Raw genomic sequence first — 22,789 nt, forward strand, 5'->3', positions numbered from 1 at the left:
ACATGTCCTCTACCCAGAACGCCGCGCTGCCGATCATGCATTTGCTCAGCAGCGGCGGGTTCTATGGTGCCGAGCGGATGTTGCTCGATCATTGCCTGGCGACGCCGGGGCAGCACCAGGTGCTGTTCCTCGATGCGCCGCCGGAACTGATCGCGCGCTTTCGCGAGGCTGGCGTTGATGCGCAAGGCTGCGCGGGGCTGGGTGCCCTGCTGCGGCACTTGCGTCAGCGGCGCAGTGAACGTCCGTTGATCAACACTCACAATTTCAAAGGGCTGTTGTTCGGTTGGGTCGGCGCCACACTGTTGCGCCTGCCGCTGGTCATCACCCAACACGGCTTCACCCCGCGCAGCCGCAAGCAGAAGTTCTACACCTGGCTGAGCCTGCAACTGTGCCGCACGGCGTCGGTGGATCGGGTGGTGTGTGTCGCCGAAAGCATCGCGGTGTTGCACCGTCAGGCCAGCGTGAGCGCTGAGAAGTTGCAGGTGATTCCCAACGGATTGCCGGCAGCGGCCGCCCTGCCTTGCGATGCGCCAGGACCACGCTGGCTCGCCGGTTACGTCGGGCGCTTGAGCAGTGAGAAAGGCCCGGATCTGTTTCTCGACGCGCTGATCCCGCTGTGTCACCAGCACCCGCAACTCGACGCGGTGATGCTCGGCGACGGCCCGGAACGCGAAGACTTGCAGGCAAGGATCGACGCCGCCGGATTGCAGCAGTGCATCCGCCTGCCGGGTTACCAGACCGACATGCGCCCCTGGTGGCAACAACTCGATGCGCTGGTGATCAGCTCGCGCACCGAAGGCACGCCGATGATTCTGCTGGAAGCGATGCAGGCCGGGGTGCCGGTGGTGGCGTTCGGCGTCGGCGGGATTCCCGACGTGCTGGAGCATCGCCACAACGGTTTGCTTGCGGCCCCCACCGACAGCGCCGCCCTCGCCCGCCAGCTCGACACGTTGCTGTCCGAGCCTGGCCTCGCGCGGCAACTGCGCGACAACGCAAAACGCACGCAACAGGACCGCTACGACCTCAAGGCCCTGGCCGAACGCTGGTCGCAGCTGTACATCCGCACGGCACGGGAGGCACGCGCATGATTTTCCCACTCTCGATCGTCAGTCTGCTGGGTCTGGCCTGCATCGCTCTGCTGGCCAGCCCCTGGCCCTATCTGGCGCCGGGCGCAGTCATCGGCCTGGTCGGATTCGCAGTGCTTTACCGCAAACCGACCTGGGGCCTGCTCGGCATCGTCGCCCTGGTGCCGTTCGAGGGTTTCTTCAAGGACAGTTCACTGTCGGGCAGCAAACTGATCGGCGCTTCGCTGGCGGTGATCCTGATGCTGCAACTGGCGATGCACCAGATTCCCTCGGATCGCCTGCGCAGCAATATCTGGCGTTTTCTGATCGCCTTCATGGTTCTGTACTTTCTGAGCCTGCTCAACACCGATGACATGGGCATGTCGCTGGGTCATCTGCGGGAAATCAGCGTCGGCCTGATTCTGTTTGTCATCACCCTGCTGATCGGCCGCGAGCTGAACCTCGACCTGTTCGCCCGGCTGGTGACCCTGGCCGTCAGCACGACCTGCGCCATGGCCATGTTCTCCAGCAAATTCCAGGATCAGGGCCGCGCCGCCGGCCTGCTCGAAGACCCCAACGCCTTCGCCCTGCTCATCGCCTTCGCCATTCCGCTGGGGCTATTGCTTGTCATCCGCAGCCCGAACCTGTTGCATCGTCTGTTCTGGGGCGGTTGCTGCCTGCTGTTGCTCGGCGGCATGACCAAGACCGAATCGCGCTCCGGGCTGGTGGTGCTGGCCTTGAGTCTGGTGATCGGTTGCTGGCACTACCGCGCGCAACTGGCACGGATTCGTCCGCGTCACCTCGGCTTTGCCATGCTCGGTGCGGCGATCGTGATTCCGCTGGCGATCTACGCGATGCCCGCCGGTTACATCGCGCGCATCCAGTCCCTCAGCGTGTTGAGCGCCGGCGCCAAGGGCCACAACGACGAATCCCTCGGTCGCCGCGCCTCATACATCGTGGTCGGTGGCCAGATGATCCGCGAGAACCCGCTGCTCGGCTCCGGCCCCGGCACTTTCCCGCTGCACTACGCCACCACCGGTTACGCCAAGGCGTTTTCCGCCAACCGCAAGATCGGGGACCTGTATCGCCGGGCGCATAACACCTACCTGGAAATCTTCAGCGAACTGGGGGTGCCCGCCGGATTGATGTTCGTCGGCATGCTCGCGCTGGGTCTGTACAACCTGATGCAGGCGCGCAAGGCGTGGATGCTGCGACGTGACTGGCAACAGGCGGATCTGATGACCCATCTGGGGGTGAGTTTTCTGTCGCTGACGCTGTTCCTGATGTTCCTCAGCGCGCCGAACCAGAAATACGTGTGGATCATGCTCGCCATGACCAGCGTTCTGCGCCTCAAAGCCGAACAAGCGCCGCTGACGGAGAGCAGGACATGAGCCGGATCAGTATCGTCATTCCGATGTACAACGAGGCCCGGCACATTGGCCGCACCTTGCTGGCCGCGCAAAAAGCGGCGCACGCGGCGGATGTCGAATGCGAACTGATCGTCGTCGACAACGGATCGAGTGACGAAGGGCCGCAGATCGCCCGGCAGTTCGGCGCCCACGTACTGATGATGCCAGGCCTGCTGATCGGCGCGTTGCGCAATCGTGGCACCGCCATCGCCACCGGGGAATGGCTGGCGTTCATCGATGCCGACATCGAAATGCCGGAAGACTGGCTGCGCCCATTGTTCGACATCGAAGCCAGTGGCCAGGCCGATGTCTTCGGTCTCGACCTGCATACCCCCGCCGCCGCGCCGTGGTACGCCACTGCCTGGCAGCGCCGGACCTTGCGCCCGAGCACCCACACCAGCCACGTCGTCGACTGGCTGCCCAGTTCCAACCTGCTGATGCGCAGAAGCTGGTTCGACAAGGTCGGCGGTTTCAACGAAACCCTGCGCACCGGCGAAGACAAGGAATTCACCCTGCGCCTGCGCGAACACGGCGCCCGACTGCTGTCGATCAATGAGAACGTCGCGCTGCACTGGGGTTACGAAATGAACTGGCGCGAGTGGATGGGCAAGGAACTGTGGCGTCAGGGCAGCCACCTGCAACTGCTGCGCAGTCATGGTTTCAGCCTGCGCCTGTTGCGGTTTCCGATGCTGTCGATCTTCGTCTGGATTCTGGATTTCCTGGCGATATCCGCGCTGCTCGACGGCTTTCCCCACCACGCCGTGATCATGGTGATGCTGACGCTGGTGCCGGGGCTGGTGCTCAGCGTGCGTCAGAGCGCCAAGCACCACAACGTCTGCCTGACCCTGCAACTGTGGGGCCTGCACTGGCTGCGCCTGCACCTGGCGGGCGCCGCGTTCATTCTCAGTCTGTGTCATTGGAACGCCAGGAGGCCTGCCCGTGGCTGAATTCATTTTCTGGATGTGCCTGCTGCTGCCGGCCTACGCCTATGTCGGCTACCCGCTGCTGCTGACGCTGCTCGCGCCGCTGTTCCCGGCGTGGCGCCACAGCCCGGCACCGCCGCTGAACGTCAGCATCGTGATCGCCGCCCACAACGAGGCGCGGCATATCGAACACAAGCTGCGCTCGTTGCTGTCCCAGGATTATCAGCCGGCGACCCTGCAAATCATCCTGGCCAGCGACGGTTCCACCGACGACACCGTGGCCTGCGCGCACAAGGTCGTCGACCCGCGAATCACCGTGCTCGACCTGCCCCGCCAGGGCAAGGCCGCCACGCTGAATGCCGGTGCGGCGCTGGCCACGGGCGACATTCTGGTGTTCACCGACGCTGACAACCAATGGTCGCGGGAAACCCTCGGCTACCTGCTGGCGCCCCTGAGCGATCCGCAGGTCGGCGCCTGCGCCGGGCACATGGTGATTCCGGTAACCGGCGGCGGACTGAGCATCGGCGACAGCCTTTATCGGCACTACGAGGGCTGGTTGCGTCGGGTCGAGAACCGTACCGGCTGCATGGTCTCCGCCGACGGCGCCCTGCTGGCCTTGCGCCGGGAACTGTTCGAGAACGTGCCGGCGGAGGTCAACGACGACTTCTTCATCAGCACCTGCGCACCGGTCAAATTCAAACGCATCGTCTACGTGCCCGAAGCGCAAGTGATCGACCACGGCGTGGACGAAGCCGACAAGCAATTCCGCCGGCGCCAGCGGGTCACCGTCGGCGGCCTGCAAAGCCTGGCGCAACGCAGCGAGCTGCTCAATCCGTTCAAGCACGGGCTGTATTCGATTGCGCTGATCAGCCACAAGTTGATCCGGCGCCTGGCGCCGATCCTGTTGCTGCCGCTGCTGCTGAGCAATTTCTGGCTGTGGGAAGACCACGGTTTCTATCGCCTGAGCCTGATCGCGCAAGTGGTCGGCTATGCCATCGCGATTGCCGGCCTGCTGGATTCGCAACACCGCTTGCCCAAGCCGTTCCGCCTTGCGGCGTTCCTGCTGGTGACACTGGCGGGCATGAGCATCGGCCTGTGGCAGTTCCTGCGCGGCCAGCGTTATGCCCAGTGGAACCCTGACCAAAACCGTTGAGAGGGATCGAGCCATGGCGATCAAGCAACTGATTAAACGCACCAGCGGCTGGCTTTATCTCAACTCGTCGGTGGGTCGCAACCAGCTGCACGGCGCCGGCGTGATCCTGATGCTCCACCGGGTGCTGTCCAACGACCGCGCCGCCGACCTGCCGCACCGCAACGAACTGTGCGTCGGGCCCAAGGCCTTCGAACACTTGCTGGTGTGGCTGCGCAAGCATTTCGATTGCGTGCCGCTGATGGAAATCCTGCAGCCCAACGCCTTGCGCACCGAGCATCCGCAAGTGGCATTGACCTTCGACGACGGCTGGCGCGATAACGCCGCCAACGCCTTCCCGTTGCTGCAGAAACATCAGGTGCCGGCGAGCATTTTTCTCTCCACCGATTTCATCGGCAGCCGCCAGCGCTTCTGGTGGGAAAGCATCGGCGAAACCCTGTGGGGCAGCCATGGTGAAAAAGCCCGCACGCACCTGATCGAATGCCTGCGTGCCGCCGGCCAGCCGTTGCCAGTGCTGCTGGACGACATCGATGTGGATCGCCGCAGTCTGACCCTGTTGCATTATCTGCAAAGCCTCAAGGCGCTCGATCCGAAGATACTCGAACGTCTGACCGACGAGTGTCCGCAGGAGTCGTTGCCACAAGCGCTGGACTGGCATCAGGTGCGGGCGATGGAAGCGTCGGGGCTGGTGCGGTTCGGCCCCCACGGCGCCAGTCACGCCATCCTCACCGGCCTTGACGATGTGCGCCTGGGCGAAGAAATCAGCCGCAGCCGCAATGCCATGCTCAATGGCTGCAACCGGCCGCTGCCGGTGTATTGCTACCCCAACGGAGACAACGATGAGCGGGTGCGCGAACAGATCGCCAATCACGATTTCCCGTTTGCGCTGGGCACCGGCAGTGGCATCTATCGCGGTACCGGCGATCCGCTGAACCTGCCGCGCTTCGGTGTCAGCCAGCGCACCGCGCGCAATCCGCAACTGCTGTCGTGGCGGATCTATCGCGGGGCGCGGCCATGAGTCGAGGCAGTTACCTCAAGCACCTGGCGCTGAGCATGGGCACCAAACTGGCGATGATCGCCCTGCGCCTGCTGAGGAATGTGCTGCTGGCGCGAATTCTCGGCCCCAGCGAACGGGGCCTGTTCGCCCTGCTCAGCACCCTGCCGGATCTGATCAGCGCGGCCACCAGCGGCGGCTTGAATTCGGCGGTCGGTTATCAGGCGGCCAAGCAGCGGCCGATGGGTTTGCTACTGGCTCAAGTGCTGGTGTTCGGTTGTTTGCTCGCGGGTCTGTTGACCTTGCTGGTAGTGGCGCTGGTGCGCGAGTTCGGCAGTGAACTGGACGTGACCATGCAACTGGGTCTGCTGGCGTGGTTGTTGCTGCTGGCGGTGCCGTTGACCGTACTGAAAAGCGGTCTGCTGACCTTGCACAATGCGTCCGGCGGCGTGGTCGCGTTCAATGCCTTGCGACTGGTGGAATCTTTGGCGCCGCTGTTGCTGTTTCTCGCGCTGTTCTGGATGTGGAAAGAAGCGGCCCTCGAAGCCGCGCTGATCAGTTGGCTGGCCGGCATCAGTCTGGTGGTACTCGTCGGTTGGTTGTGGCTCAAACGCGCGCAGCCGTTGCAGCTGCAATGGGACCGCGCCAGCCAGAACGAACTGCTGCGCTTCAGTGCGCGCAGCCATCCGGATCTGCTGTTCCAGCAGGTGATCCTGCGTTCCGATTACCTGTTCATCGGCGCCCTGCTCGGCAGCACCGCCCTCGGGCATTACGCGATGGCCAGCGCCGCCGCCGAGTTGCTGCTGATCGTCCCGGAAGCGGTGACCACGCCGCTGATGAAACGCCTGCTGCAACAGGACGAAGGCATGGACAAGGTCACCCCGCTCGCGCTGCGTCTGACCGCCACGGTGATGCTCGGCGCCTGCCTGACCATGGCCGTGATCGGCGAATGGCTGATCGTCACCCTGTTCGGCGTCGCCTACCAACCGGCATATCCGGCGCTGCTGGCCTTGCTGCCGGGACTGCTGGGCCTGTGCTACGCGAGCATCCTGCGCCTGGACCTGATCGGCAAGAACCGTCCCGGCACGGTGTCGTTGATGATGGGGCTTGGCGCGCTGCTCAACCTTGCGCTGAATCTGCTGCTGATTCCGGCCTACGGCATCGTCGGCGCGGCGGCGGCTTCGTCGATTGCTTATCTGGCGGTGACCGTGGCGATGCTGGTGTTGTACTGCCGGCTGAGCGGCGTGGCGTTCTGGCAAACCCTGATCATTCTGCCCAGCGACCTCACTCCGATGTGGCTGATGTTGCAGCGTCGCTTCTTACAACGGAAATCGGCATGAAAGGCCTGGCCCTGCTGCTCGGTCTCGGCCTGTCGCTGGACGCCTTCGCGGCGTCTATGCGTTGGGGCGACATTCGCGACGGCAGCCTGTACCTGCAAGCCGATCGCCCTGACACGGTGACCGTGCGCTGGGCGCCGGCGTGGCAGGCAGAGGCCAACGAAGAGCACATTTTCCTGCTCGACGGCCGGGGCCAACTGCAGGGCGATCGTTTCATCAAGGCCAGTGAAACCCGTGGCAGTCAGAGCTGGCCATTGGCGCCGGGTGCCGCGAGTTATCAGCTGGAAATCCCCGGCTACAGCTTCCGCAGTTACCGAGTCGAACACGACGAAACCACCGTGGCGCTGTTTGCCCCGGCCAAGGTGCATTTCAGTGCGGAAACCCGTAACGGCGATGAGCTGTATTTCAAGGTCGCCGCCGGTGAGCACGCGATATTGGCGGGCAAGTTTCACGGCGGGGTCAGCGCCCTGCAAGCGCAGCGGGTCGGCGACGGGCAGCCCCTGACACTGTCGCTCAAACCCTATCGCGCCTATTGGCAGTTCGATCAACTCGCGCTGCCCGTCAGTCAGCGCGAGCAGATCTGGCGCCTGCGTCTGCAAGGCAGCGGCAAAGCGGCGTTCTGGCTCGACGGCACGGCCAATCTGTTCGCACAGACCCCGCAACAGCTCAAACCGCTGCGCTTGGACGACGGCCAGACGCGCCTGACCCTGCACGACAAAGTCCTGGGGCGCACACCTGATCTGGGCATCGCCCTGCCCTATGTGATGCCGCCGCCCGCCAGCCATCCGGTGCTCGATGCACTGAAACCGACGGCCGCCAGTTACTACACGTTCGTCGACGTGACGGCAAAAAATCCGCACTTCGAAGATGCGTTTCGCCAGGTCTATCAGGATCGTTTCGGCATTCGTCAGGACATCACCTTGCTTGCCGGCAGTCAGCGCCAGGCCGATCTGCGCGCCGACGTGCAAAGCAACAGCGGCCTCGACGCCTGGCTCGCCGGCACCCGGGCGCTGGGCGGCAAAGGCACGCACTACATCGGGTTCGCCGACGAGCCCAACCTGAATTACTCGAGCTACGAGCAATACCGTTCGATCTTCACCAGCATGGCCCGGCAAGTGCGCAGCGATCCGGCCAATGCCAGGGCCGGCGTGCGCATCGCGATGCCGGCCAGTTCACGGCTGATCAACGGCCCGTTCGCCGATAACGCGGCGAACAAGCGTGGCATCGACTGGGCCCGGCGCCTGCTCGGTGAATCCGCCGATCAGGTCGATGCGCTGGCCTGGCACGAATGGATGATTCGCGACCTGCTCGCCACCCGCGTGTACCGCGACAGCGTGCGCCGCGCGGCGGATCTGGTTGGCCTCGATACCAAGGGCCAGCCGCGCAAGGCCTTGTTGCTGGACCAGACCAACCTGTCCAGCGGTTCGAGCCTGAGCCCCTACGATCAGGAAACCCATTTCACCTCGCTGTGGTGGGCCTCGGTGGTGATCAACGCCTCCCAGGACGGTTTGCTGACCATGCTCAACTGGTTTCAGGCCGCCGATGAGCCGCAATACCCCAAAGGCATGTTGCGGGTGCTGGGCGATGACCGCTTCGAGTTGAAACCGGTGGGCCTGGCCCAGCAGTTCATCCAGCAACACTGGCTGCATCAAGTGCTGCGGCTGGAGAACGACGCGTTCGAAGTCGATGTGCTGGCGATGGCCGGCGACGATCAGCGCGGGCTGCTCGGTGTAAACAAAGGCACGCGCTTGCAGCATGTCGACCTCGCGGGCGCGAAATGCCCATTGAACAACGGCGCGCTGCGCTACTTCGGCGCCGACAACCGCAGCCGCGACGCGCCGTTTCGCTGTCAGGACGGCCGCGTGCGCTTCGAGCTGCCGGGACAGACCCTGTTTGCCCTGAGCTGGAGCGCCTCATGACCGCCCTGTTGATGTCCGGCCGCGCTGGCCCTTGGCCGCGCGATGACTCGTCATCAGGAGCAACGACCATGAACATGCTGCGCAAACTGACTGAAAACCTACGGCAGAAAGGACTCACTGCCACCGTGAAAAAGGTCTGGAAACACTACGTCTTTTCTCATCAGGAACTGCTGTGGATGGAGCGCGATCTGGTCAGTCCGGTACCGCCCCACAGCCTCAAGCCTTACCCGCCGCTGCGGGTGGTGAAAATCACCCCGGGCAACGTCAGCGCCTTCGCCCGCCACTTCGGCGACCGCGTCGGCACCATGGCGGAACTGGCCCGGGAAAATCACACCGGGCACATGCACCTGGACGATCAGGGCAATGCGGTGGCGTTCATCTGGGGCAGCGCCCGGGACTACTTCGACCGTCACTACTACGGCTGCCTGTTTCCGGTGAAAGCCGGCGAGTTCTTCGAGTTCGGCGGCGAACTGACCCGCTCGTATTGGGGCACAGAGCTGTCGGTGGATCTGCAACTGGAACTTTGGAAAGCCATGGCCGCCCAGGGCTGCGACAAGGTGGTCGACGTCTGCGAATTCCACAACATCCCGGCGCTCAAGCTGCACCTGCGCATGGGCTATACCGAACAGGGCCGGATCATGAACATCTACAAACTGTTCGGCCGCTGGCGCTTCTACCGCGAAACCCGCTACAGCGGCTCGCGCCTGGAGGCACTGCGCAAACCTTCCCGTCCACCTGTCACAGCAACGGTGACCTGAATCTATGGCGCGATTCGAATGGCGCACCTCGTTGTGCGCACCTGACTTCCCGGCGGCGGCCTATGAAGCGCTGCGCCTGCGGGTGACGGATCACACGCCGTTCAACAGCCTCGACTGGCTGTGTGCGGCAGAGCAAGCGCTCGACACGCACGAGCGGCTGCACGTATTGCTGGGTTGGGAAGCGGACGAATTGCGCCTGTGCCTGCCGCTGGTGGCGAGCCGTGAGCGGTTTTTCGGATTGCCTTTTCGGGTGGTGCATCACCTCGGTTATCCCCTGGCCGATCGCCTGGCGCTGTTATCACTGCTGAACGCCGAAGACATGCGCCAGGCGCTGCGGCTGATTCGCCAGCGCGTGCCCCACGCCCTGTTGCAACTCAACGAAATCGCCGAACCGGTCGGCGCCGAAAGCGTGCTCACCGAATGGATGGCCCACAGCTCCACCGGCGAACGTCGCTTGAGCTGCCGGGTGCCGGTGCACCTGATCAGCGACGCCGACCGCCAGGAAGTCTCGGGCGATCCGCGCTACAAACTGCGCCGGGCGCGCAAGCGGATTGCCGCGTGCGGCGCCGAAGTCCGGCGGATCATTCCCGACGCGACCAGCATGGGCCCGTTGCTGCAGGCCATCAGCGAAGTCGAAGCGGTCAGTTGGAAAGGCGACGAAGGCGTCGGGATCTTTGCCAGCGACCGCAGCCGCCGCTACATGGAAAACGCCTTCACCGCCCTCGCCGCTTCCGGCCGGGTGCGCGTGGTTATGCTGGAACTCAACGAACGTTGCATCAGCTATCGACTCGGTCTGTTCGAACAAGGCCGGCTCTACGATTACAACCTCGCCTTCCTGCCGCAGTACGCCGATCTGGGCAGCGGCCGGGTGTTGCTGGAGGAATGGATTCGCTGGGGGCTGGACGACAACTGGCGCTGGATCGATGCCTCGCGGGTCAGCCTGGAAAATTCCAGCCATCAACTGCACGAACGCATGACCGGGCAACTGGAGCACTGGCGCTGGAGTTTCTACTCGTGGCGCCCGAGCGGCCTGTTGCTGGGGCTCGGGCTGCGCGCCTGGCACCGGCTCAAACCTGCGTTGCAACAATGGCGGGCGAAGCGTGCGGCGGCCAAAGCGGCTGCCATTGCGACACCTGTGATCAACCCCGGCAAGGAGGGCGAACATGCCACGCCAAGTCATAGTCAACGCTGACGATTTCGGCCTGAGCCCGAACGAAAACGCGGTGATCCTCGGTGCGTTCCAGGCCGGGGTCATCAGTTCCGCTACCGCCATGGCCAACATGCCGGCGTTCGAAGCGGCCTGCGCCATGGCCCGGCTGCCGCTGCTGGAGGGCCGGATCGGCCTGCATTTCAACCTGACCTACGGCCGGCCCTTGAGCCGGGCCATTGTCGAGCGCCGCACCTTCTGCGACAGCCACGGCGTGTTCGACCTCAACCTGCCTCGCCACAGCCTGTGGCTGAGCCGCGAAGACCGCGAGGCGGTGCAGGAAGAATTGCAGGCGCAGTGGCAGCGCTGCGTCGATCACGGCGTGCGTCCCAGCCACCTCGATTCGCATCAGCACGTGCACAACATCTGGCCGATCGGCGAGATCGTCGCGCGCTTCGCCGCCCATCAAGGGGTGCCCGTGCGCCTGGCGCGCAACCAGGGGCAAAACCTCAGCCTGCCCAAGCGCCTGTTCAAGGGGTTGCTCAACCGCCGATTGCAGGGATTGGCCGGGGTCACGGCCGATTACGTCTGCACCCCGGTCGACCTGCGCAACGCCCCCGCGCCGACCGACGGCGTGCTGGAAATCGTCGCTCATCCAAACCAGCTCGGGGCGGATTTCGGTGACGCGTATCTGCCACCCGGAGAGTCCCTGAGCCGCTTGCTAGAGCAGCGGCTGACGGGGGTTCCACGGGTTTCCTATGCCGATCTGAACAAGGATTTTTTGCGGGGTGCCGAGGCGATCTGAGCCGTTACACAACTTGCAATATTTTCAAAGCCGGCGCTTTGACATGCATTTGCCGGCTTGATCTATACCCACAACAGCGTCATCCACAACACCCGGGCTCCGGCCTCGGAGGGCATCATGAGCGTCATTGAAAAGCTGCGTGAACGTATCAAGCAAAAAGGCCTGGGCCGCACCTTCGGCACGTTGTGGAAACGCTACGTGTTCTTCCATTGGGAGCTGTTGTGGATGGAGCGCGACCTGGTCAGCCCGGTACCGCCGCACAAGCTGCGCCCCTACGACGGCCTGCGCAAGGTCGACATCACCGCACAGAATGCCGGCGCGTTCGCCAAACACTTCGGTGACCGGGTGCAGACCATGGCCGAACTGGCCAACGAGGGCCACACCGGGCACATGTACCTGGATGCCGACGGCCATGCGGTCGGGTTCATCTGGGGCAGTATTCGCGACTACCACGACCGCCACTATTACGGCTGCACCTTCCCGGTCAAACCCGGCGAGTTCTTCGAGTTCGGCGGTGAAATGATCCGCGCCTACTTCGGCAGCAGCCTGTCGGTGGACGTGCAGGTCGCCCTCTGGGAAGCCATGGCCGCCCAGGGTTGCAACAAGGTGGTGGACGTCTGCGAAACCCACAACATCCCGGCGCTGAAACTGCACATCCGCATGGGCTACCACGAACAGGGCCGCGTCACCCACGTCTATTGCCTGTTCGGCAAATGGCGGTTCTTCCGCGAAACGCGCTACGAAGGCTCACGCCTGGACCCGCTGCGCAAACCGGGACGGCCGGTGGTGACGGCGGCTGCGCAGGCTTGACGGGTTTAACCTGCGACGGCCGGGACGGCGTCGCAGAATCTTCCTACTCTCGTACAGGAACCAGCGTCATTCAGTTTCAGCTCCATCTGGCTGCTCGCAATCATGTGAATGAATACATTCATGCAGAAACGCAGAGACAAACCGATGGAACAAAACACATCCGACTTTGAAATGACGACATTGCTGGTTGATCTGAATGCCATCCGTGAGTACCTCTCTCAGGTACTGGCAGAAGGTGACGACGAAGAGTTGTTTCGAGCAATCGGATACGTGACGCAAGCCCGTATCCGACTCACCGAAAAAGAGACAGCACCTCTCACCTCCCCCTCTTGTAGCTGCCTCAGCGCTTCACCCCCACCCACGTAAAACACATCGGCATCTGCGCCTCGCGGTTCTGGTACTGGTCATACACTTCTTCCCGGTTCGAGTGCGGGTATTCCTTGAAGTGCGTGATGTTCAGGCCGGCCTCGAGGGCGGCGGTGAAGATCGCGCCGAGGGTATGCGCGAACCAGTAAGACTTCGCCGCCGGCTGTTCGACCTTGCCGACGTAGACGATCGGCTCTTCCTGCACGAACGGTTCTTCGCGGAAATACGAGCTGACAAGACGAAACGGGTCTTCGGCCTCGGGATCGACCATTTCCAGGAACGGGTGGGTTTCGTAGATCACCAGTTGTCCGCCCGGTTTGAGGGTCGAGGCGACGTGGCGGAAGAATTCGCCGATGTCGGGCATCCAGTTGAGGACGCCGATGGTGATCAGTGCAACGTCAAAACGGCCGCGCAGCGATTCAGGCAAATGATGAATATCGGCTTCGATGAATTCGGCGTTGTGCGGCGAACGCTTGTTCAGTTCGCGGGCCTGTTCGAGAAACGCGCTGGACTGATCGATGCCGACCACATTCCGCGCGCCGAGGGCGAACAGTGACAGGCTTTCGCGGCCGTTGTTGCAACCCGGTTGCACGACGTCTTTGCCATCGACACCGACCTGCTCGAGCAAACCGCGCAGGGTGTCGTCGAGGCAGGAAAAATCCGCCTGCGTAACCTCGGTCAGCAAGGCCTGCCAATCGGGTGAGTCCTGGTGATGACGGGCGGAATCATTCCACGCCTGACGATTGCTCTCGACGGCGTTTTTATTGTTTGGCACTTCCATGGCGCACTCCGGGGGATGCTCACAATTGAGCGGCCCGAGTCTAGTTCAGCCTCGCGCTACAGGTTGTTGCGAACTTGTAAGCCGACCACGCCTGCACCAACGCCGTGCACCACGGACAGCTATAGTTAATAGCCTTGGGGAAATCCGCTTCCACAGGTGCTGCCATGGGAATGTTCAATCGACTGCTGTTGTCCGCCTGTCTGCTCGCCGCCGCCCAGGCGCAGGCGCTGGACAGCAATTTCAACTACTACGGGGCGGACCAGCCCTTTGCCCACCCTGCTCCACCGTCGCTGTCGGCCCAGCCGCCCCGGCCGTTCGATGACACGCCGCCACAGGATTTCATCGTTATCCCGGATCGCCATGTATTCCAGGACTCGCAACTGCCGACCGTAGCCGATGCGACGGTGCGGGTGTTTATCCGCACCTACGATGCCGAGCGCGGCATTTACGTCAACGACGAAGTGCTGGACCCGACGTGCGTGCTCGAATGCCTGAGCCCGCCGAATCCACGCAGCAACGCCGTTTACCACTGACGCTTGTCCGGGCGCGCCAGGCCGAGCTTTTCGATGCGGTAGCGCAGCATGTCGCGGCTCAGGCCCAGCAGGCGCGCCGATTTGGTGACGTTCCAGTCGGTCTTGTCGAGCATCTTGCGCACCATGTCGCGCTCGACTTCCGGCAGGTTCATCGATTCGGTGTTGCTCGCCGGGCGAGGTTCGAAGTGCGGGTGCTGCACCTCGTGCTGATGTTGCGGCGGCAACTCATCGCACAGGCTCATGCACACGTTCAGTTGATGCGCGGCGATGGTGTCGTTTGGCGCCAGCAGCACGGTCTGTTCAAGCATGTTGCGCAGCTCGCGCACGTTGCCCGGCCAGGTGTAACTGAGCAGCAGCTCTTCGGCCTGATCGCTGAAATGCAGGTTCGGTTTGCCATAGCGCTTGCCGTGGCTGGCGAGGAAGTGCCGGGCCAGCAGCAGGATGTCTTCGCCCCGGGCGTACAGACGCGGGACCTTGATCGAGATGATCCGCAGCCGGAAAAACAGATCACGGCGGAACTTGCCCTGCTGGACCATCTGCTCAAGGTTGCAATTGGTGGCGCTGATCACCCGCAGGTTGACCTTGCGCTCCTTCACCGAACCGACCCGGCGAATGGTGCGATCCTCCAGCAGTTTCAGCAGTTTGGCCTGGAGCACCAGATCCATTTCGCCGATCTCGTCGAGAAACAGCGTGCCGCCATCAGCGGCTTCCACCAGCCCGACCCGGCGGTCCTTGGCATCGGTGAACGCACCTTTCTCGTGGCCGAACAATTCCGATTCCACCAGATTGGCCGGAATCGACGCGCAGTTGAATTCAATGAACGGGCCTTTGCTGCGCGCGCCGTCGAAATGCAGCGCGCGGGCGACCAGTTCCTTGCCGGTACCGGTTTCGCCCTCCACCAGCACCGGCGGCAGATCGCCGTTGGCCATGCGCCGCTCGGCGTCGAGCAACTGGCCGATGGTGTTCTTCAGATGCAGCATCGGCGCTGACTCGCCGATCAGCGCCTGCACCCCGGATTTCTGCGCCTCGCGCTCCTGGTAGAACGACAGCGTGCGCTCCATCCGTTCGGTGGCCAGGGCCTTGTCCAGCAGCAGTTTGAGTTCCGGCAGCGCGACCGGTTTGGTGACGTAATGAAAGGCGCCCTCCTTCATCGCGACCACCGCGTCTTCGACGTTGCCGTAACCGGTCATCATGATCACTTTCAGGTCCGGCGCGCTGATGCGCAGCTTCTGGATCAGATCGTGACCGCTCATGCCCGGCAGCGAGTTGTCGGTCAGGACGATGTCCGGCATGAAGCTTTCCAGTTGCCCCAGCGCGTCCTCGGCCGAGTGGCAGACTGTCACCTCGAAGTCTTTGCGCTCCAGGTAGGTCTGAATATTCTCGGCCAACAGTTCGTCATCCTCGACCAGCAGAATGCTGTGTTCCATATTCCCCTCCCGATGCCACTCTAAAGTTGAGACTGACGCGGGTTCCTTCCTGCTCGCGGCTGGTCAGCACGACCGAACCCTGAAACCGCTCCATGATTCGCTTGACCAGCGCCAGGCCGACCCCGAGGCCGCCCTGTTTGGTGGTGAAAAACGGTTTGAACACCTGTTGTTGCTGCTGCGCGCTCATGCCTTTGCCGGTGTCGCTCAGGGTCATGCGCACCTGACCGGACTGCGTCGTTTCAATCTCGACACTGAGCACGCCGCCTCTGGGCATCGCTTCCAGGGCATTGGCAAACAGGCTATTGAGAATTTGCGTGAGCAGCACCTGTTGACTGACCACCGGCGGGCAATCTTGTGGCGTGAATCGCACTTCGACGCCATTGCGCCGGATCAGCGCGTCAAATGCTCCCAGGGTGTCCTCGACCGCCGCGAGCAGGTCCACCGCCTCGCCGTCATCACTCATCGGGCGCAATGACACCAGCAGCTCGCGCACCCAGCGCGACATGCGGTCGACCTGGCTGATGATGTCGCCGATGTTGCGCTGCGCACCGGGGCTGGCGATTTCCTGGGCCAGTTCGGCACTGGAACGAATGGTCGCCAGCGGGTTGCGCAGGCTGTGGGCCACCGCCGAGGACATCTCGCCCAAAGCGACGAAGGTCTCGTTGCTGATCAGTTGCTGTTGCTGGCTCTGCAACAGGCTCGAGGCGCGCCGCACGATCCAGAACAACCCGAGGTAAATTACCGCGCCGCCGAGGATGGTCGCGGCCCAGATCGAGGCGAATCCACGGTCGATGCGGTCGACCAGATCGGCCGGCTCCTTATAAATCTCGACCATGGCGACGACTTTGCTTTTGTCGGCGTTGAACATCGGGATGTAGTTTTCGATGAACAGGTATTTGGGTTCGCGGGACAGCCGCTGTTCGGGTTTTTCATCGTCGATCTTGTGGTAGCTGGAAGACACCGGCACTTTCATTTCGAACGACTCGTCCAGCTCGTCGTCATCTTCGATCCTGACGTTGATCAGCTCGGGGTTGGTCGACCAGATAATCGTGCGATCCAGGGCATACACCGTGGCCAGCAAAACGTCGGGCAGGTGTTCGACATGATCGAGAAACTCGGCACGGGCCATTGCATGAGCCAGCAGATCAACGTCGGGGTAGCTGTGATCCTGGCGCGGGTCGAGCATCTCGCCCATGGTCCGCTGCGGCGTGATGTTGGCATGGCGCATTTCCGCATCGCCGATGGCCTGCACGAATTGCGCGGTGAGCAGCGCATCGCGCTCCACGCTTTCGGTGACCACGAAGCGCGTGGAGATATAGCCCAGCCCCAGCGCCACGGCCGCGATGATGAAAAAACTCGCCAGCGAAAACCAGCGCAGCAGATTGAACTGCCCGCCCCAGCTCTTGATGGCCGCCAGCGCGAGGTTCGGTGCCGATGTTTTCTGTTCTTCCAGTCGTTGCATGGGGATGCCCTGGCGTTCTGGTATCGAGCCGGTTACAGCCGCCCTCTCGAATGAGTGTAGGTGGCAATGACCGTGACACACGGTTCAATGATGCTATTTAGCCGCTACTGCATACGACTCACCGTTTCGCTGGCAGAAGCCGGTTTTACTGGCGTCAAGGCCCCGTCGGCCAAGGGTTGCACGGACGGATGCTGACGCTCGGTTTCGGCACTCAAAAAGTCGATGATCGACTGCGCCGAGGCCTCGTCCAGGCGCAGATTGGGCATCGGGATGCGCTCGTATTGCTCGAACAGTTGCAGCGCGATCGGATCTTTCTCCGCCAGTACACGATCCGGTTCGCGGATCCAGCGATTGAGCCAGGCCGGGTCACGCTGGCGGGTCACGCCGATCAGGTCCGGGCCGATGTTGCGCATGCCGATGCCTTCGCCGTCCTGCGGGCCGAGGCTGTGGCACGAAGCGCAGCGGGTGCGGAACAGCTCTTCGCCATTGCTCGGCGGACGAATCTGCGGGGCGTCGGCGTAGCTTTCTTCGTTGCTGGCCTGTTTCCAGTTCTGCAAGGTGTTGGCGAGCTGGTCGGCGAGGATCCACGGGTTCTCGAACGGCGAGGCTTTCATCCAGCGCCCGGTGCTCTGGTTACCGACGATCAGGCTCAGGTTGTGATCCTTGGTGCGGCCGTTGTCGACGCCTTCGATGAACAGCCCGAGCTTCTTGCGCAGCTCGGTGACGTCTTCGAACTCGCCGGTAAGGAATTTCCAGCCGGGGCCGACCTTGAAGCGTTGCGCATAGGCCTTGAGCACTTCGGGGGTGTCGCTCAGCGGATCGATGGTGATCGAGTAGAAGAAAATGTCGTTCCCGACCCGGTCCCCCAGCAGTTTCTGCACCTGGCGCAAGCGCGCGGTTTCCAGCGGGCAGGAGTCGCTGCACGAGGTGAAGATGAAGTTGATCACCACCACCTTGTCTTTGATCAGATCATCGAAAAACCGCACCTGCCGACCGTCCTGGTCGGTCAGCAGGGTGTTGGGGAAATAGTCGCCACCCCACGGGGTGGCGGATTCACTGGCGCCGTCGGGCTGTGCCTGATGGGCGATGAGCACCTGACTGCCGAGCAGGCAGGTGACCAGCACCAGAATCAGGTGCATGCCCAGGGCGCGGGAGCGCGGCGTTGGCTGGGTCATGTCGGCTCCCTCCCTTTTCATGGTTTCACGGTCACTTGCGGGCCGAAGCCGTCGCCGGTGCGGAAGGTTGGCAGCGCGGCGGAGTTGACGTAGCGCACGCCATCCCAGCTCGGCAGCGGTGTCGGCATCAACTGCAGTTGCCCGGGTTTCTCGAGGTCCCAACGCAGCAGCATCGAGTTGTCCTCATGCTGGGTGTTGTGACAGTGCTCCATGTAGGTCCCGGCAAACTCGCGGAAGTTGATCGCCATTTCCACGTTGTCCAGCCCGTCGGCCTCCGAACCGATCCGGTAGACGTCCTTGCGCGCCCATTTTTCCCATTCAGGCGGGGCCTTGCCGCCACGGCTGAGGATGATCCCCTCCTCGAAGTGCACGTGCACCGGATGGCTCCAGCCCGTGCCGCCAGCCCTGATGTTCCAGACTTCCAGGGTGCCGATGCCGTTGACCCCGGCGTCGGTCGGGCCGCTGGCCAGTTTGGTCGAGGCATTCAACCGGCGTGGGTCCATGTGGAAGCCGAAACCGCTATCGGTCTTGATCGTCCACGGCGCTTCATCGGTGCCGTCGGCGCGACCGAAGGTGAAGGTCCGGTGCAGCGCCTTGGCCAGCAACGCCTTGTCGGCAGCGTTGTCGCGGTGGATCTTCAGCGGAATCATCACCATGCCTTCGGCCTTGCCCGGTTTGGCTGGCTCATAAGCGGCCGGGTTCATCGACAGATCCTGGCCGGTATAAGCCTTGACGTTGAGTTGCAGGACCTTGCCTACCACCGGGTCGCCCCGGTCCCATTGCGGGCCTTTGCTGGTCTGCTTGATGACCGCCAGGTATTTCTCCGAAAGCACGTCGGCCAGCGGGATCACTTCTTTCGGGCCTTTGCCGTCGTCCTGGGCCTGCAGGTTGACGAAGAACAGCTTGTCGCCCGGCTTGATGCCGTTTTTCGCGAAGTTGACGATGATGTCGAACCGCTCGGCGATGCCCTGGGTCGGCAGGATCGCGTTGTGGTTCTGTTTGTCGCCGTCGGCATCCAGGTCCATAGAACCGTCGAACGGCACGCTGTGTTCCATGATGTTGCCGTCGTTGGCAATCATGTGGAACGGCACGCGGCTGTAGGACACACCGGAGTTTCTCGGTCCCTGGAACTCACCACTGGTGCCTTTGACTTCTCGCACCAGGGCAAGCTTGAAGTAGCGCGACACCGAACCATTGAGGAGGCGGAAGCGATAACTGCGCGCCCGCACGTCGAGGGTCGGTTTCCACTGCCAGTTGACCAGCACCTGATCGCCGATGAAGCCATCGGTGTTGAACGGGTTGAACCACAACTGGCCTTGCTGATCCCAGGCCTTGTCGGCGAACACCAGGTTGACGTCGTAGTCGCGGTTGCCCCACGGCAAGGCGCTGCCGCTGGGGAAACGCAGGTTGACGCCGTCGTTCACCGATTCGTTGCCACGGTCCAGGGCGCTGTAGTAGTTCATCATCGCCGCGTTGCCCTTGTAGACGTTCTGCGCGGTGAAATCGAGCATGTGGTCGTGGAACCAGTGGGTGCTCATGGTTTCGCGCCAGTCGCCACGAATCTTGATGGTGCCGTGGTCGCAGGTCTTTTTCGCAGGCTGCAGGTCGTTGACCCACAGGGTTTCCCCCGGTGCGCAGGGGAATGCGGCGCGCGGATCTTCGGCCTTGGTGTTGATGCTGTCGTAACCGGCGAGCTGGATCGGCCAGCGATAGTCGTAAAACTGGCCGGGGAAGAAGAACGCGTTGGCATAACCGTCGCTTTCCGCCGGGGCGTGGCCGTTGTGCTCGTGGGTGCTGATGGTGTGCAGACCGAAACCACGGTTGGCCGACGGATCGATCGGTAAGCCGTTGTAGTGACGCATCAGCACCGGCTGGCCGTAGCGCACCATCAATAGTTTCGGCGGCAGCGTGCCGTCGAAGGTCCAGACCGAGTTGTGGTCCTGCACCGGCATCGCCGGATGGAACCGTGGGTCGACACCCTTGGCCGTGCCATCCGTCGCCGGCACACCCGCGACGTTGTGGTACAGACCGCCGGGGCCGAATTCGCCCACCGCATAACCGTGCATCTGCCGGCTGTCACGCAGGCCGCCGTTCAGCCGCGCACCGGTCTGCACGGTCTTGTAGGCCACTTGCGGGTAGAACTCGTTCCAGCGCTGATGAGCCCAGCCTTTTCCCGGTGGCCGGCCTTCGGCGGAGGAACCGATGTGACGGTTGAGAAACAGTTCGATCTGCGCCTGCCAAGGGTTGCGGTCAACCACGTTGGCATACTGGCTCGGAAATGGCGTGAGCCCCGGTTGACGCAAAAACGCATCCAGCGCCGTGCCGGGAGGCGCGCTGCGGGCGATGTTGTTCGGGTCTTGCGCCGGCGCCGGACCGATGGCGGCTGGCGGAAAACTCAACGGCGCGGCCGGTGTGGTCGGGTCGAGTTTTTCCGGGCCGAACTCTTCGAACAGCACCAGTTGCTGAGTGAACGGCTGGGCACCGTACAGCGGGCTCGGCTTGCCGTTGGTGGGGTAATTGAAACTGGTCTGGACGGTGGGCGGCAGGATGTTTTCCGTGCGCGTCGTGTCCCGCGTGCCTTTGACCCCGTCGGGCAGATCGAAGGAGTCCTGGTTGGCCTCGGGCATCGTCAGGATGGCGTTGAGGGCACCGGCGCGGTCTGCGGGCTCGTCGTAATACGCCGACGGGTCGGACGCTTCCGGCTGATTCTCGTCGTCGATCGGGCTCGCTCGAACCCCGGTCATCTGGCCGAGGGTCAACATCAGAAAGACGCTCAGTGGCGTCAACAGGAAGAGTTTTTTGGGGTCATGCGTTGCTCTGTCCATCACCAGCCGCCTCATCTAAGGAAGGGGTGATGGTGTTTTGCAATTACCTCGCCAAAAAATCATTTCCAGTTGTAACAGGTACTTGGACGCGCTGTTGCATTCCCCACTCCCCGGTGACCGGGGCCTGACACCCACTGCTGGGGGAAAGTTCACCCCAATTTACTGAATGAGCTGAAACGCCAGACGAACGGTGGTGCCCTCGCCTTCGCGGCTGTCCAGGCTCACGCCGCCGCCGAAGCGTTCCATGATCCGTTTGACCAGCACCAGGCCCACGCCGAGGCCGCCCTGCTTGGTGGTGAAGAATGGCCGGAACGCCATGCTGCGCTGTTCCTCGTTCATGCCTTTGCCGGTGTCGCTGAGCATGACGCTCACGCCACGGCTGTCGCTCGGTTCGAGGGTGATGGTCAGCGTGCCGCCCTTCTCCATGGCTTCCAGCGCGTTGGCCAGCAGGCTGTTGAGGATTTGCGTGAGCTGCACCGGCTGGCTCAACACCATCGGCGTCTGCTGAGGTTGAAACACCACCTGCACGCCGGCCCTGGCGATCTGCTGCTCGAACGCCGTCAGGCTGTCATGCAGCGCCGCCACCAGGTTCACCGGTTCCGGGTCGTCATTGAGCGGTCGCAACGATTGCAGCAGTTCGCGCACCCACTTCGACATGCGGTCGACCTGGCCGATGATGTCCTTGATGTTCTTTTGCGCCGGGCCGGCGTCGAACTCCAGCGCCAGTTCGGCGCTGGAGCGGATGGTCGCCAGCGGATTGCGCAGACTGTGGGCTACCGCCGAGGACATCTCGCCCAGCGCGACAAAGGTTTCGTTGGCGATCAGTTGTTTTTGCTGGGCCGCCAGCAGAATCGCCGCCCGCCGCACGATCCAGTACAGCCCCAGGTAAATCAGCCCGCCGCCCAGCGCGGTGGCCAGCCAGATCAGCGTCAGACCCCGTTCCATACGGGCGATCAGGTCTTTGGGCTCTTTATAGATCTCGACCATCGCCGTGACGTTCTTGCCCTCGGCATCGAACAGCGGGATGTAGTTTTCGATGAAGATGTATTCCGGCGGTACCACGAACTTTTGTTCTTCACGGGCCTTGTCGACGTCGTGATAGCTGGCCGAGACCGGGATCTTTTCATCGAAGGCCCGGTCGAGGTCTTCGTCGGCATGAATCCGGGTGTTGATCAGCGCCGGGTTGGTCGACCAGATCACGGTACGGTCCGGCGCATAAATGTTGGCGAGGATCACGTCCGGCAAATGCTCGATGTGATCAAGAAACTCACCTCTGGCGCTGGCTCGGGCTTCCGGGTCTACATCGGGAAAATCGTTGTCCTGACGAGGGTCGAGCAACTCCCCCATGGTGCGGATATTGGGGATCGAGACGTGGCGCACTTCCGCTGACGCAATCGCCTGAATGAACTGTGCGGTCAGCAGGGCATCGCGCTGCACGCTTTCTTCGATCACGAACCGTGTCGACACCGCCCCGAGCGCCACGGCCACGGTGCCGATCACCGCCATGCTGATCAATGAAAACCAGCGCAACAGGTTGAACGGCTGCTTGCGCGAGTTCAGCCGCTGGCTGCCCTCCTCGACCGGTAGCGATTGTGACTGCATGTTCATGGCGGCGACTTCCCGAAACGTCCCTATAGGGTTATAGCCCACGGTTGGGTGTTTGCCCGGATGCGGGGGGTGAACGGCCCCACGCTCGGCCGATTTCCCGGTCAGGCAAAAACCGCCAGCCGTTCATGCCCCCACAATCCCCAATGCTGGGGACAGTCGCCCTATCCGGGCTTGCGTCCTTTTCCCCACGACAAGCCGCCAAGCCTTGCGCCACGGGCGTTTGCGGCCGGTTGGCCAATCGTTGGTATGGAAGTTGTAAAGCCCTCAGCAACTGACCCAACCCCACGGGGCAGGTA

At 62.8% G+C, this 22,789-nt stretch carries 19 protein-coding genes; 13 read left to right on the top strand and 6 right to left on the bottom strand.

Going from position 1 to position 22,789, the window contains the following annotated elements:
* The first annotated feature begins 2 nt into the window (after nucleotides 1-2).
* The 12 genes from BMZ46_RS09380 (at nucleotide 3) to BMZ46_RS29795 (ending at nucleotide 12,682) form a co-directional block, all read left to right on the top strand.
* The gene (locus tag BMZ46_RS09380) at nucleotides 3-1,088 is read left to right on the top strand and encodes a glycosyltransferase family 4 protein (protein ID WP_170844898.1); all 1,086 of its coding nucleotides are present in this window, start codon (nucleotides 3-5) and stop codon (nucleotides 1,086-1,088) included.
* On the top strand, nucleotides 1,085-2,455 hold the full coding sequence (locus tag BMZ46_RS09385; protein ID WP_074687752.1) for an O-antigen ligase family protein: 1,371 nt from the start codon (nucleotides 1,085-1,087) through the stop codon (nucleotides 2,453-2,455). Before BMZ46_RS09380 ends, BMZ46_RS09385 begins: the two co-directional genes overlap by 4 nt.
* Nucleotides 2,452-3,420, top strand: a complete 969-nt coding sequence (locus BMZ46_RS09390) for a glycosyltransferase (protein ID WP_074687751.1) — start codon at nucleotides 2,452-2,454, stop codon at nucleotides 3,418-3,420. Before BMZ46_RS09385 ends, BMZ46_RS09390 begins: the two co-directional genes overlap by 4 nt.
* Nucleotides 3,413-4,549 carry a glycosyltransferase gene (locus BMZ46_RS09395; RefSeq protein ID WP_074687750.1) on the top strand — a complete coding sequence of 379 codons (1,137 nt, stop codon included), beginning with the start codon at nucleotides 3,413-3,415 and terminating at the stop codon, nucleotides 4,547-4,549. Before BMZ46_RS09390 ends, BMZ46_RS09395 begins: the two co-directional genes overlap by 8 nt.
* 13 nt (nucleotides 4,550-4,562) lie before the next feature.
* Entirely contained in the window at nucleotides 4,563-5,564 is a 1,002-nt protein-coding gene (locus BMZ46_RS09400; protein WP_074687749.1) for a polysaccharide deacetylase family protein, read from the top strand.
* A complete protein-coding gene (locus BMZ46_RS09405; protein ID WP_074687748.1) occupies nucleotides 5,561-6,880 on the top strand; it encodes a lipopolysaccharide biosynthesis protein in 1,320 nt (439 codons plus the stop codon). The genes BMZ46_RS09400 and BMZ46_RS09405 overlap by 4 nt, the downstream gene beginning before the upstream one ends.
* Nucleotides 6,877-8,796, top strand: coding sequence for a hypothetical protein (locus BMZ46_RS09410; protein WP_074687747.1), 1,920 nt, complete (start codon nucleotides 6,877-6,879; stop codon nucleotides 8,794-8,796). The genes BMZ46_RS09405 and BMZ46_RS09410 overlap by 4 nt, the downstream gene beginning before the upstream one ends.
* 68 nt (nucleotides 8,797-8,864) lie before the next feature.
* On the top strand, nucleotides 8,865-9,554 hold the full coding sequence (locus BMZ46_RS09415; RefSeq protein ID WP_074687746.1) for a GNAT family N-acetyltransferase: 690 nt from the start codon (nucleotides 8,865-8,867) through the stop codon (nucleotides 9,552-9,554).
* Between the two features lie 4 nt (nucleotides 9,555-9,558).
* On the top strand, nucleotides 9,559-10,746 hold the full coding sequence (locus BMZ46_RS09420; RefSeq protein WP_039767745.1) for a GNAT family N-acetyltransferase: 1,188 nt from the start codon (nucleotides 9,559-9,561) through the stop codon (nucleotides 10,744-10,746).
* Entirely contained in the window at nucleotides 10,718-11,506 is a 789-nt protein-coding gene (locus BMZ46_RS09425) for a ChbG/HpnK family deacetylase (protein ID WP_074687745.1), read from the top strand. The genes BMZ46_RS09420 and BMZ46_RS09425 overlap by 29 nt, the downstream gene beginning before the upstream one ends.
* Before the next feature lie 117 nt (nucleotides 11,507-11,623).
* Complete coding sequence (locus BMZ46_RS09430; RefSeq protein ID WP_074687891.1) at nucleotides 11,624-12,316, top strand: GNAT family N-acetyltransferase; 693 nt, start codon at nucleotides 11,624-11,626, stop codon at nucleotides 12,314-12,316.
* 144 nt (nucleotides 12,317-12,460) lie between these two features.
* Nucleotides 12,461-12,682 carry a helix-turn-helix domain-containing protein gene (locus BMZ46_RS29795; protein WP_371855267.1) on the top strand — a complete coding sequence of 74 codons (222 nt, stop codon included), beginning with the start codon at nucleotides 12,461-12,463 and terminating at the stop codon, nucleotides 12,680-12,682.
* Here the strand turns inward: BMZ46_RS29795 and BMZ46_RS09435 are convergent.
* A complete protein-coding gene (locus BMZ46_RS09435; protein ID WP_074687744.1) occupies nucleotides 12,657-13,463 on the bottom strand; it encodes a class I SAM-dependent methyltransferase in 807 nt (268 codons plus the stop codon). The genes BMZ46_RS29795 and BMZ46_RS09435 overlap by 26 nt on opposite strands.
* A gap of 164 nt (nucleotides 13,464-13,627) precedes the next feature.
* Between BMZ46_RS09435 and BMZ46_RS09440 the strand changes: the two genes are divergently transcribed.
* Nucleotides 13,628-13,996, top strand: a complete 369-nt coding sequence (locus BMZ46_RS09440) for a hypothetical protein (RefSeq protein WP_039767737.1) — start codon at nucleotides 13,628-13,630, stop codon at nucleotides 13,994-13,996.
* Here the strand turns inward: BMZ46_RS09440 and BMZ46_RS09445 are convergent.
* From BMZ46_RS09445 to BMZ46_RS09465, 5 genes are all read right to left on the bottom strand, one after another.
* Entirely contained in the window at nucleotides 13,987-15,423 is a 1,437-nt protein-coding gene (locus BMZ46_RS09445) for a sigma-54-dependent transcriptional regulator (RefSeq protein ID WP_039767735.1), read from the bottom strand. The genes BMZ46_RS09440 and BMZ46_RS09445 overlap by 10 nt on opposite strands.
* On the bottom strand, nucleotides 15,392-16,885 hold the full coding sequence (locus BMZ46_RS09450) for a sensor histidine kinase (protein ID WP_074687743.1): 1,494 nt from the start codon (nucleotides 16,883-16,885) through the stop codon (nucleotides 15,392-15,394). The genes BMZ46_RS09445 and BMZ46_RS09450 overlap by 32 nt, the downstream gene beginning before the upstream one ends.
* A 104-nt stretch (nucleotides 16,886-16,989) precedes the next feature.
* The gene (locus tag BMZ46_RS09455) at nucleotides 16,990-18,060 is read right to left on the bottom strand and encodes an SCO family protein (protein WP_254778399.1); all 1,071 of its coding nucleotides are present in this window, start codon (nucleotides 18,058-18,060) and stop codon (nucleotides 16,990-16,992) included.
* Nucleotides 18,061-18,077: 17 nt separating this feature from the next.
* Entirely contained in the window at nucleotides 18,078-20,885 is a 2,808-nt protein-coding gene (locus tag BMZ46_RS09460; RefSeq protein WP_074687741.1) for a multicopper oxidase domain-containing protein, read from the bottom strand.
* A 159-nt stretch (nucleotides 20,886-21,044) separates the two neighbouring features.
* Complete coding sequence (locus tag BMZ46_RS09465) at nucleotides 21,045-22,493, bottom strand: sensor histidine kinase (protein WP_074687740.1); 1,449 nt, start codon at nucleotides 22,491-22,493, stop codon at nucleotides 21,045-21,047.
* Nucleotides 22,494-22,789 lie beyond the last annotated feature (296 nt).

The sequence above is a fragment of the Pseudomonas sp. NFIX49 genome, from assembly GCF_900115915.1.
In the GTDB taxonomy this organism is placed as follows: Bacteria; Pseudomonadota; Gammaproteobacteria; order Pseudomonadales; family Pseudomonadaceae; genus Aquipseudomonas; species Aquipseudomonas pharyngis.